Raw genomic sequence first — 12,102 nt, 5'->3', positions numbered from 1 at the left:
TTTCTTTATGGAACCCCAGCTTTTTAAGCTGGGGTTCTTTTTTATTGGAACGACGGGTTCGCAAGCTCGGTTCGTCGCCTTTCTTTAATCTGAACTCGTTTCAGATTCTATCTTAATCCCGTTTCGTTAGAAATGGGCTACGAAGTCGGGAGACTTCGCAGAGCAATCAAAATTATATTTTGCTGTTACGACTTATTCATACTTCGTTGAGCGGGTAGTGCGTTTACTTTCTAATTTCACTAATTGTTAATCCAATTCCAATTATAATCAAAATTAATCCAGCAGTTTGAAAATTAATGAAAAACAGACGTCGTTTCGTTTATTTTATTTTATTTTTATGTTACAAATTACAATAATAAGAACACCAATAATGATACAAAGCAATCCAATTAAAAAGTTGACTATTGATTCCTTTTACGTTATTTAACTTTTCTTTCTCCATTTTGGTCATAACAATAAACCATTTCATTTTTGGAGTTAATTATAAAGCTTTCAATTCTCGGATTACTTTCAACTTCATTTATCGCGAATTCTTTTGCGGATTCATAAGTTTCAAACACTTTATAAACATCTTCAACTTCCACTTCACTGAGAAAATAACTTCCATCATTCTTCAAAACTATTCCAGTTCAAAATTCTGCTTTTCCAACTCCAAATTGATTTTCTGAAATGTTTAGTTTTTCCATAATTTATTCTGAATATTTTTTCTGCGCAAACTTGGGATCGCGTTACCGCCAACTTGTATATACCAGTCATAAAATGGCTGTAATCTACCCAAAAAGGGTTGGCTTTGTGCCATAATAACCTCCGTTATTTACTTTGCTAATGTATGAAATAAATAGTACAAATCATCAAAAGGACTTTTTTTTAGCTTATCCAGTTAATCCTAACAAAGCATTTTGTCTTGACCTGACGGAGTCATTAAATAGGTAGGTATTAAGAATTAAGCAACAACAACCATCGACCATCAACCAACTACTTAAACATGTCTTCCATTCCTGGAATCATTGGCATATCAACCCTAGTAACAGCATCTAATTCGGCTTGGTTTACGCTTGCGGCTTTTTCAATTGCTTTGTTCATGACCACAATTAGGTAGTCTTCTAATTGGTCTTTGTTTTCCAATAAAGCATCGGCAATAACCACGGATTTTATTTTGCTATTGGCAGTCAACGTTACTTTCAATAGCCCGTCAGCGCTTTGTTCGTCTATCAAAACCGTGTCCAACCTCTTTTTAGTATTTTCTATTTTTTGTTGGGTAGCTTTCAATTTTCCCACCATTCCCATTAAATCCATTGGTCTGTTTTTTATAATATTGGATACAAATTTACATAAATACGTGATGAAAAGCGAATAAGAAATTACTAATACTAATGCTTTCTTAAATGTTTGTCTTATTTTTGTAGGCTGATACTATAATGAAATCTAAAGAAATGTCAGAACAATTAAGACCGCCATTGGCAAAGATAATTCCAACAACCTTAGAGAAGCTTGATGATGTGCGAACGGACAACTATTTTTGGCTAAACGATAGAGAAAATCCAGAAGTTATTGCGTATCTGGATAAGGAAAATCAGTATTACCAAGAAATGACGGTGCATACCAAAGCATTCCAAAAAGAATTATTTGAAGAAATGAAAGCCAGAATCAAGGAAGACGATGAGTCGGTTCCTTATTTATACAACGGCTATTATTACATCACTAGATTTGAAACTGGGAGCGATTATCCAATTTATTCTCGGAAAAAGGGAAGCCTTTCGGCAAATGAAGAAATTATGTTCAATTGTAATGAATTGGCAAAAGGACACAAATATTTTCAATTGGGCGGATTGAGCGTTAGTTCTGATAATCAATTTGTGGCATTTGCTATTGATACCGTTGGAAGACGCATTTATACGGTGCAAATAAAAAACCTCATTACGGCAGAAATATTTGCAGATTCAATAGAAAATACTTCAGGCGATAGCACTTGGGCCAATGACAATCAGACGTTGTTTTATACGCGTCAAGACGAAAAAACATTGCGTTCGGATAAAGTTTTCAAGCATAAATTGAATACGGATGCTGCAAATGATATTTTAGTGTATTTTGAAAAAGACGATACGTATTCTGTTGAAGTTACCAAAGAAAAGTCAAAAAAATACATTGTTATTAGTTCGTCAAGTACGATGACCACAGAGTTCAGAACCTTATTAGCAGATAATCCAGAAGGCGAATTTACCGTTTTTCAGAAACGAGTTCGAGGATTGGAATATGATATTGCACATTTTGGAGAACATTTTTATGTGTTGACCAATAAAGAGGAGGCGACCAATTTCAAACTGATGAAAACTCCAGAATTGGCTACAGCCAAAGAAAATTGGGTAGATATTATTGCACACAGAGACGACGTTTTAATTGAAGATATTGATATATTTAGAGATTTCTTAGTCGTTACCGAACGTTTCAATGGCTTGAATACCATCCGAATTATGCCGTGGAGTGGGGAAGGGGAATATTATTTGCCATTTGAAAGTGAAACCTACACCGCATATACTTCTACCAATGTTGATTTCGACACCGATATTTTACGTTATGGCTATCAATCAATGGCTACACCATCGTCGATTATTGATTTCAATATGAAGACTAGGGCTAAGGAAGTAATGAAAGAACAAGTAGTTTTAGGAGGTACATTTGATAAAAATAATTATACCGAAGAACGCGTTTGGGCAACAGCAACAGATGGAACGAAAGTGCCAATTTCGATGGTTTATAGAAAAGAATTGAAAAAAGATGGAACCAATCCGTTGTTGCAATATGCTTATGGTTCTTATGGATATTCAATGGATGCCACCTTTTCATCAACCCGATTGAGTTTGTTGGATCGCGGATTTATATTTGCAATAGCGCACACCCGTGGCGGAGAAGATTTAGGAAGACAATGGTATGAAGACGGAAAGTTATTGAAAAAGAAAAACACCTTTACAGATTTTATCGATTGTTCCAAGTTTTTGATTGCCGAGAAATATACGTCACCATCACATTTATATGCAGAGGGAGGCTCAGCCGGAGGATTATTGATGGGAGCAATTGCAAATATCGCCCCTGATTTGTACAACGGAATTATTGCCCAAGTGCCATTTGTGGATGTGTTAACGACAATGCTTGACGATACCATTCCGTTAACAACGGGAGAATATGACGAATGGGGAAATCCCGATGTCAAGAAATATTACAATTACATGAAATCCTATTCGCCTTATGATAACGTGAAAGTCCAAGAATATCCAACAATGTACATTTCAACAGGTTTGCATGATTCTCAGGTCCAATATTGGGAACCTGCAAAATGGGTTGCTAAATTACGTGCTTTGAAAACAGATTCTAACATTATCTATCTGGATACCAATATGGATGCAGGGCATGGAGGAGCATCTGGACGTTTTGAAGCATTGAAGGAATTGGCTAAAGAATACACTTTTTTACTAGATTTAGAAAAAATTGGAAATTAATCCAAAAATTATTGTTAAATTTGCATATATTGAGGTTAAAATAGATTGAATATTTGAATCTAAATGGACTACTTTTTATGAAAGAAAAAATAAAGGCCTTCGATAGTGTACTTGATTTAATTGGGAATACACCTCTAATTAAACTTAATAAAGTCACGGACGATTTAGATGGGAATTTTTACGCCAAAGTAGAAGCTTTTAACCCAGGTCATTCTTCGAAAGACAGGATTGCATTATATATTATTGAAGAAGCAGAGAAAAAAGGAATATTATCACCTGGCGATACCATTATAGAAACTACTTCTGGAAATACTGGTTTTAGTTTGGCAATGGTCAGTATTATTAAGGGCTACAACTGTATTTTGGCTGTAAGTTCAAAGTCTTCACTGGATAAAATTGACATGTTGAGGAGCTTAGGTGCTAAAGTTTATGTTTGCCCTGCTAATGTTTCTGCTGATGATGAGCGTTCGTATTATTCTGTTGCCAAGCGTTTGCATGACGAAATGAAAGGTTCTATATATATCAATCAATATTTCAACCAATTGAATGTTGATGCGCATTATAACTCAACGGGACCTGAAATTTGGGAACAAACAAATGGTCAAATTACGCATTTAGTAGCGTGCAGTGGAACTGGAGGAACTATCTCTGGAATTGCAAAATACTTGAAAGAGAAAAATCCAAATATTAGAATTTTAGGTGTTGATGCTTTTGGATCGGTATTAAAAAAATACCACGAGACTAAAGAATTTGACAACGACGAAATATATCCTTACCGAATAGAAGGTTTGGGAAAAAATTTAATTCCAGCTGCAACTGATTTTGATTTGATAGATTACTTCATGAAAGTAACCGATGAAGAAAGTGCGCATGCAACAAGAGAATTGGCAAAAAGAGAAGGCTTATTTGTTGGATATACATCAGGTGCGGTTCTTCAAGCGATTAGACAATATGCAAACGAAGGTGAATTTCATAAAAACAGTAATGTAATTGCTATTTTTCCAGACCACGGTTCTCGTTATATGAGCAAAGTATTTAGCGACGATTGGATGAACGAACAAGGGTTCTTTGATAGCATTAACGCTGAAGAAGCTCAGAAAATAGAGTTTATTAAATAGACTTTTAGATTTTAGAAACTTAGACTTATATAACAAAAAACTCCAGAGCAATCTGGATTTTTTTGTTATTTGAGTATTTAGGAAAGGAATCTTTTAATCATTCAATCTTCCGATTTTTAAATCTAAAATCTAAAATCTAAAATCTAAAATCTAAAATCTTAAATCACTACTCCTCCATCGTATGATACACGTTCATCACGTCGTCATCTTCTTCAATTTTCTCGATTAATTTCTCTACATCAGCCATTTCAGCTTCGGTTAGTTTTTTTGTAATTTGAGGAATACGCTCAAAACCTGATGAAAGTATTTCTAGATTTCTGTTTTCCAATTCTTTTTGGATAGTTCCAAAGCTGCCAAAAGGGGCGTAGATTAAAATTCCGTCTTCGTCTTCAAAAACTTCTTCAGCTCCAAAATCGATTAATTCCAATTCTAATTCTTCAGGATCTATGCCGTTTGCTGGAATTCGGAAGTTACAGGTATGGTCAAACATAAATTCAACCGAACCTTGCGTTCCCATTGTACCATTGCATTTATTGAAATAACTTCTAACATTGGCAACCGTTCGGTTATTATTATCGGTAGCTGTTTCAACAAGAATAGCAATTCCGTGTGGTGCATATCCTTCAAATAGAACTTCTTTATAGTTGGCAGTATCTTTATCGGTTGCTTTTTTGATGGCACGTTCTACATTTTCTTTTGGCATGTTTACTGCCTTCGAGTTTTGTATTACGGCTCTCAGTCTTGAATTGGCTTCAGGATTTGGTCCACCTTCTTTAACTGCCATTACTATATCTTTACCAATTCTGGTAAATGCTTTCGCCATTGCAGACCAGCGTTTCATTTTTCTGCCTTTTCGGAATTCAAAAGCTCTTCCCATTTCTTATTTTTATTTAATTCTAAAATCAAAAATCGTTAATCCTCAATCTTAAATCATTTCTTAACTGTTGCAAAAATAACTTTTTCAATATCAATTGCAAACTTAAATTTTCCAATCTTTTAATCTTTTAATCTTTTAATCTTTGACCCTTTGTACCTTTGTACCTTTTAACTTACTTCTTATAAAACGGCAATTTAATCACCTTTGCAGGAACATCATTTTTTCTGATTCTAATGAAAATAGCACTATCAACCGATGAAAAGGCTGTTGGAACATAACCCATTCCAATTCCAAGATTCATTGATGGCGACATCGTTCCAGAAGTTACAATCCCAATTAAAGCTCCATCGGCATCGACGATTTCATACTCGTGACGGGGTACTGCACGTTCTTGCATTTCAAAAGCCACTAATTTTTTAGTTACACCTGCTTCTTTTTGTTGCTTCAAATTTTCAGAATTTGTAAACTCTTTTGTAAATTTTGTAATCCAACCCAATCCCGCTTCCAATGGCGAAGTAGTGTCGTTGATGTCGTTTCCATACAAACAGAAACCCATTTCCAATCGCAACGTATCACGAGCTGCCAATCCGATTGGTTTGATTCCAAAAGGAGCCCCCGCCTCAAAAACTTTGTTCCAAATGGTTTCAGCTTGGTCATTTTTGCAATAAATCTCAAATCCTCCAGAACCGGTATAACCAGTTGCAGAAATAATTACGTTATCAAAACCTGCAAAATCTGCAACTTCAAAATGATAATAAGCTATTGCTGATAAATCAATTGATGATAAAGATTGCATCGCTTCAACGGCTTTTGGACCTTGAATTGCCAACAAAGAATAGTTGTCAGAAAGGTTTTTCATTTCAACACCTAAATCATTGTGCGATGAAATCCAATTCCAATCTTTGTCAATATTCGAGGCATTTACAACTAATAAATATTCTTCATCCTTCATTTTATAGACAATTAAATCATCTACAATCCCGCCATCATTATTTGGCAAACAAGAATATTGTGCTCTTCCAATTGTTAAAGTTGCCGCATCATTCGAGGTAACTTTTTGAATTAAAGCCAGTGCATTTGGTCCTGTAAGTAAAAATTCACCCATGTGAGAAACATCAAAAACACCCACAGCATTTCGCACTGTTTCGTGTTCGGCATTCACACCTTCATATAGAATAGGCATATTGTAACCTGCAAACGGAAGCATTTTTGCTCCCAAAATTTCGTGGATGTGCGTCAGGGCAGTATTTTTCATTGTCTTGTTAGCTTTTATTTAGTTTGGCTAATTTATTGATTTTTTATGGAGTGACAAAGCGTCCAACTACCAAATAAATGCAATAACAAAACATAAACTTTTTATCGCTTCAAAAACGTTTTGAAATCTTCGTAAGTCTTAATTTTTATGCTCAACTTTTCTTTATTCAAAACACTTTTAATTTGGGTTGGAATTGGTAATTTTACATTTAATATAGGCTCAACCACGTCTAAAAACTTAATAGGGTGTGCAGTTTCTAGGAAAATTCCGATTGAATTAGGATGGTTTTGTAATTCCTTTTTCAAACCAAGATACCCTACTGCACCGTGAGGTTCGGCAATATAACCTGAGTTTTTGTAGATTGTTTGTAGTGCAATTTTGGTTTCTGTATCTGTAAATGAAAATGAAGAAAAGTCCTTTTTAAATTCCGACAAATCATTTTTATACATTTCTTGAATCCGAATAAAATTACTTGGATTTCCAACATCCATAGCATTTGAAATCGTTGCTTTCGAAGGTTTAGGTTCATACAATCCATCTTCTAAAAAGCGTGGAACTGTATCGTTTACATTGGTGGAAGCTACAAAATGTTCAATCGGTAATCCTAACTTTTTCGCAATGATTCCAGCACAGATATTACCAAAATTGCCACTCGGACAAGAAAAAATTAGCGGTTTATTTTTAGATTTCAATTGCTTGTAAGCAAAGAAAAAGTAAAACATTTGTGGCAACCAACGGGCGATATTTATAGAATTTGCAGATGTTAAATTTTTATAATCCAGACTTTCATCTAAAAAAGCTTTTTTAACCATATCCTGACAATCATCAAAAACACCGTCAACTTCAAGAGCTGTGATATTTTGTCCGAGAGTTGTCAATTGTCGTTCTTGAATATCACTGACTTTTCCCGAAGGATATAAAATGACAACATCAACGCCTTCAACACCTAAAAAACCACTGGCAACAGCGCCTCCAGTATCTCCAGAAGTAGCAACAATTACAGTGTTTTCAGCTCCTTTTTTATCTGAATTAAAATACGCCAAACAGCGAGACATAAATCGGGCACCAACATCTTTGAACGCCATTGTAGGCCCGTGAAAAAGCTCTAAAGAATAAATATTATTTTCAACTTTCACTAATGGAAAATCAAAACACAAAGTTTCGGCGATAATTTGCCTCAAATTTGATTCTGGAATTTCATCGCCTACAAATTGTTGAATCGCTTGAAAAGCAATTTCTTCGTTAGAAAGTGTTCCGATTTTATCAAAAAAATCACATGAAATAGGGGTGAGGCTTTCAGGAAAATACAAACCTTTATCAGGCGCTAGTCCATGAATTAATGCTTCTTGAAAAGAAACTTTTGGTGCGTTATGGTTTAAACTGTAGTATTTCATTTTTTTGTCATTGCGAGGCACGAAGCAATCTTTTGTTAACTTTAAATTATTTTAACTCCTTCTGAATTTACTTTTGAAACATGGATTTCATAAGGAAAATCCATTTCTTCGTAAACAGCACTCATTTCTTTTGCAATTTTAATAGCGGTTTCATATCCTTTGCTCAAGGCAAATATTGAAGGTCCTGAACCAGAAATTCCAGATCCCAAAGCACCATTTTCTAAAGCTGCTTTTTTAATTATATCAAATTTTGGAATGAAAGGACCTCTAAACGGTTCCACAATTTCGTCGTGAAGGGAACGTCCAATCAGCTCATAATCAGAAGTATAAAATCCTGCGATTAATCCTCCCAAGTTTCCCCATTGCACAATAGCACTTTTTAAAGGAATCATCGGTTGTAAAACGGAACGCATTTCTGAAGTTTTCAATTCAATTTGTGGATGAATTACTGTCGCATATAATTCTGATGGACTTTCTATTTTAATAATATCTAATGGAATTGTACTGCGAACTAGGGTTATACCGCCCAAAATAGCGGGTGCAACATTATCTGCGTGTTCGCTTCCACTTGCAATAGCCTCGCCTTTCATTGCAAAAGCAACCAATTCTTTTCGAGTGAATGGTTTTCCAACCAATTCATTTATCCCGAAAACAGCTCCTGCTGCACTTGCTGCCGAACTCCCAATTCCACTTCCAGCTTTTATATTTTTGTAGATTTCAATATCGAAACCAAATTCATAATCAATTGCTTCTAAAAGTGCTAAACCAGCAACACCAGCAACATTTTTAGAAGTTTCCAAAGGCAAATCTGCACCTACGATTTTGGTGATTCTAATGCCTTTTACATCAGATTTTCTAATTATCATTTCATCGCCAATAGCCTCTAAACACAATCCTAAGACGTCAAATCCACAAGAAATATTGGCGATTGTTGCGGGGCAAAATATTTTTATTTCATTCATTTTTATAAGTCTTAAAGTCCAAAGTCACAAAAAAGAGAGTAACTTTTGTGTTAAATTATTTTACAATAAATTAAACGTTTCCAATTCTAATTACATCGGCAAAAATCCCTGATGCTGTAACCGCAGCACCAGCACCAGCACCTTTTATCAATAAAGGTTGGTCAACATATCTGTCGGTGTAAAATTGAACAATATTATCTTTTCCTTCTAAATTGTAAAAAGGACTTTCTTTTGGAATAAATTGCAATCCCACACTTGCCTTTCCATCTTCAAATTTCGCAACATATTTCAAACGACAGTCTTTTGCCAACGCTTCTTTATAAATATTTTCAAAATGAGCTGCGTTTTTTAATAAGGAAGCAAAGAAAGTTTCATTGTTTTTAGTTTCTAAACATTCAACTGGTAAGAAAGATTCATTGGCAATGTCTTCAATTTCCATTTTAAAACCGCTTTCACGAATTAGAATTAATATCTTTCGAGCAACATCAACACCGCTTAAATCAATTTTTGGGTCAGGCTCTGTAAATCCTTGAACTCCAGCTTCTTTTACAACATCGTGAAAAGAATTATTCTCATCGAAATTGTTGAATATAAAATTCAAACTTCCAGAAAGTACGGCTTGAATTTTATGAACTTTATCACCCGATGCAATTAAATGTTTCAAAGTATCTATTATCGGTAAACCCGCACCAACATTGGTTTCAAATAAAAATGGCGCATTGAATTTTCTTGATAATTGTTTTAGATTACTATAATTTTCATAAGCCGAAGAACACGCAATTTTGTTGCAGGTAACCACGGCTATATTTTGTTTTAAATAATGAGAATAGGTTTGAGAAACACTTTCATTTGCTGTAACATCAACAAAAATACTGTTTCTTAAATTCAGTGCAATTACATTAGAAATAAAGGATTCTTTATTCGCAACTTCTCCATTTTCTAAACTTATTTTCCAATTTTTTAACGAGATTCCTTCTTCGTCAAACAGCATTTTTCGGGAATTTGATAAAGCAATTACTCGCAGATTTATTTTTAGATTTTCCTTTAAATACTTCTTTTGTTGGTGAATTTGTTCGATGAATTTTTCACCTACATTTCCAACACCCATTACAAATAAATTCAACTGTTTGGCATTGTCTTCAAAAAAACATTCGTGCAAGGTATTCAATGCTTTTTTAACATCTCGTTCGTTTATTACTGCCGAAATATTTCGTTCTGAAGCGCCTTGTGCAATAGCTCTGATGTTCACATTGTTTTTTCCTAAAGTGCTGAACATTTTGCCACTTAATCCTTGGTGGCTTTTCATGTTTTCACCAACTAAAGCAATGATGCAAAGGTTTTCTTCAACAATACTAGGGTCAATTTTGTTTTGAGTAATTTCTAATTCAAATGCTTTGTCAATAGCAATTTGAGCCTTATTGGCATCTTCATTTAAAATTCCAATACAAATAGAATGTTCCGAAGAGGCTTGTGTAATAAAAATAACATTGATATTTTCATTGGACAACACCTCAAATAATCGTTTTGAAGAACCTGAAACTCCAATCATTCCTGAACCTTCAAGCGTTAATAAAGCAATATTGTCAATATGTGAAATTCCTTTTATTGGGTTTTCATTTTCATTTCTTTCAGATGAAATATAAGTTCCAGCCGCTTCAGGCTCAAATGTGTTTTTGATAACAATTGGAATATTCAATTTCAATACGGGCTGAATTGTTGGCGGATACAACACTTTTGCCCCAAAATGAGACAATTCCATAGCTTCTTGATAGGTAATGGTATCTATGGGATGCGCTTGTTTTACGATTTTCGGATTTGCAGTAAACATCCCACTTACGTCTGTCCAAATTTCGAGTAATTCAGCATTCAAAGCACCAGCTAAAATGGCAGCCGTGTAATCAGAACCACCACGCCCTAAAGTTGTAGAATAACTATCTGTTGAAGAGGCAATGAAACCAGGAACTAAAGTAACTCTGAAGACATTGGAATTGAAATAATCTTTTATCAATTTATTTGAAAGTTCAAAATTCACAACCGCTTTTCCAAAATGATTGTTAGTTTTAATAATTTCGCGACTGTCTTTATATCCTGAATTATGAACTTTTTGTTCCAACGCTTTCGCAATAATTTGGGAAGATAAAAGTTCGCCAAATCCCATTATTGTGTCAGAAGTTCTATTGGATAATTCTCCCAATAAAAAACAACCGTCTAAAAGGGTTTTTAGATGATTAATTTCTCTATTTATTGATTCCAACAAAGGCTTTTGTTGGCTAGTGATTATTAATTCTCCAATAGCTTCTTGGTGTTTTGCTTCAATTTGCGATACTACATCTTTGAATGTGATGTCTTTTGAAGCTGCTTTTGAGGCTGCCAAAATTAATAAATCAGTAACGCCGCTAAAAGCAGAAACAACAACAACTAATTTTGTTGATGACATTGCTGTTTTTTGAACAATCGAAAGGACTAATTTTATGTTGTGTGCATTTGCAACCGAAGTGCCGCCGAATTTTAAAATTTTCATTGTGTAGAATTATAATAAGGTAAATAGTGATTTTTTCTTCTTACGAAAAAGGAAATAAAGTGGATTATATGTAAAAATTGTACCCCAAAGGGGTAATAGTTATTGATGTAGAAATTATAGCAATAGAAAACCCAACCGTAATTTCGGTTGGCATAATCTGTTGATATGAAGTTAAATAATATATCATAATTTCAAATGTAATATTTATTACTAACAATCAGTGATAGATTATTTTAAAAATAACAATAAATATGAATTTCTCATTTATTAAAACTTATATTGATAAATGAATAAATAAAAAGACTTTTTTTTATGTATTGTAGCTTACTCAAAACACTATTTTATGGAAATCAAAAGATAACAATTTAAAAAAAGATAAAGTTTTATTTTTAAATTTAGACATAAAAGAATTTTAGGTAATGCCTTAATTATTGGTTAAAAGAGTCGTAAAATGGGTATTGTAGTCTTGGCTTTTATAGCT

Annotated in this window: 9 protein-coding genes; 2 read left to right on the top strand and 7 right to left on the bottom strand. The window is 34.0% G+C overall.

The annotated features are described in order from the left end of the window. Positions 1 to 419 precede the first annotated feature (419 nt). The gene (locus tag AC9UEH_RS09120) at positions 420 to 617 is read right to left on the bottom strand and encodes a hypothetical protein (protein ID WP_509530991.1); all 198 of its coding nucleotides are present in this window, start codon (positions 615 to 617) and stop codon (positions 420 to 422) included. 358 nt (positions 618 to 975) lie between these two features. Beyond that, a complete protein-coding gene (locus AC9UEH_RS09115) occupies positions 976 to 1,296 on the bottom strand; it encodes a YbaB/EbfC family nucleoid-associated protein (protein WP_509530989.1) in 321 nt (106 codons plus the stop codon). 137 nt (positions 1,297 to 1,433) lie between these two features. Here AC9UEH_RS09115 and AC9UEH_RS09110 point away from each other — a divergent pair, with 137 nt between their 5' ends. Together AC9UEH_RS09110 and capA are read left to right on the top strand one after the other, a co-directional pair. Next, positions 1,434 to 3,494, top strand: coding sequence for a S9 family peptidase (locus tag AC9UEH_RS09110; protein ID WP_509530987.1), 2,061 nt, complete (start codon positions 1,434 to 1,436; stop codon positions 3,492 to 3,494). 77 nt (positions 3,495 to 3,571) lie between these two features. Further along, a complete protein-coding gene (gene capA / locus AC9UEH_RS09105; RefSeq protein ID WP_509530985.1) occupies positions 3,572 to 4,612 on the top strand; it encodes a cysteate synthase in 1,041 nt (346 codons plus the stop codon). Positions 4,613 to 4,778: 166 nt separating this feature from the next. Here capA and AC9UEH_RS09100 read toward each other — a convergent pair whose 3' ends face one another. The 5 genes from AC9UEH_RS09100 to thrA all read right to left on the bottom strand — a co-directional run bounded on the left by AC9UEH_RS09100 (position 4,779) and on the right by thrA (position 11,621). Continuing rightward, on the bottom strand, positions 4,779 to 5,489 hold the full coding sequence (locus AC9UEH_RS09100; protein ID WP_509530983.1) for a YebC/PmpR family DNA-binding transcriptional regulator: 711 nt from the start codon (positions 5,487 to 5,489) through the stop codon (positions 4,779 to 4,781). 172 nt (positions 5,490 to 5,661) lie between these two features. Further along, the gene (gene gcvT, locus AC9UEH_RS09095; protein ID WP_509530981.1) at positions 5,662 to 6,744 is read right to left on the bottom strand and encodes a glycine cleavage system aminomethyltransferase GcvT; all 1,083 of its coding nucleotides are present in this window, start codon (positions 6,742 to 6,744) and stop codon (positions 5,662 to 5,664) included. Between the two features lie 101 nt (positions 6,745 to 6,845). Further along, on the bottom strand, positions 6,846 to 8,138 hold the full coding sequence (gene thrC / locus AC9UEH_RS09090; RefSeq protein ID WP_509530979.1) for a threonine synthase: 1,293 nt from the start codon (positions 8,136 to 8,138) through the stop codon (positions 6,846 to 6,848). Positions 8,139 to 8,179: 41 nt separating this feature from the next. Next, positions 8,180 to 9,100, bottom strand: coding sequence for a homoserine kinase (locus AC9UEH_RS09085; RefSeq protein ID WP_509530977.1), 921 nt, complete (start codon positions 9,098 to 9,100; stop codon positions 8,180 to 8,182). A gap of 70 nt (positions 9,101 to 9,170) precedes the next feature. Beyond that, positions 9,171 to 11,621, bottom strand: coding sequence for a bifunctional aspartate kinase/homoserine dehydrogenase I (gene thrA, locus AC9UEH_RS09080; protein WP_509530975.1), 2,451 nt, complete (start codon positions 11,619 to 11,621; stop codon positions 9,171 to 9,173). Between the last annotated feature and the right edge of the window lie 481 nt (positions 11,622 to 12,102).

This window comes from Flavobacterium sp. (assembly GCF_040402835.1).
In the GTDB taxonomy this organism is placed as follows: domain Bacteria; phylum Bacteroidota; class Bacteroidia; order Flavobacteriales; family Flavobacteriaceae; genus Flavobacterium.
Note: the sequence above shows the minus strand (reverse complement) of the source record. Positions and strands in the feature narration are given on the sequence as shown.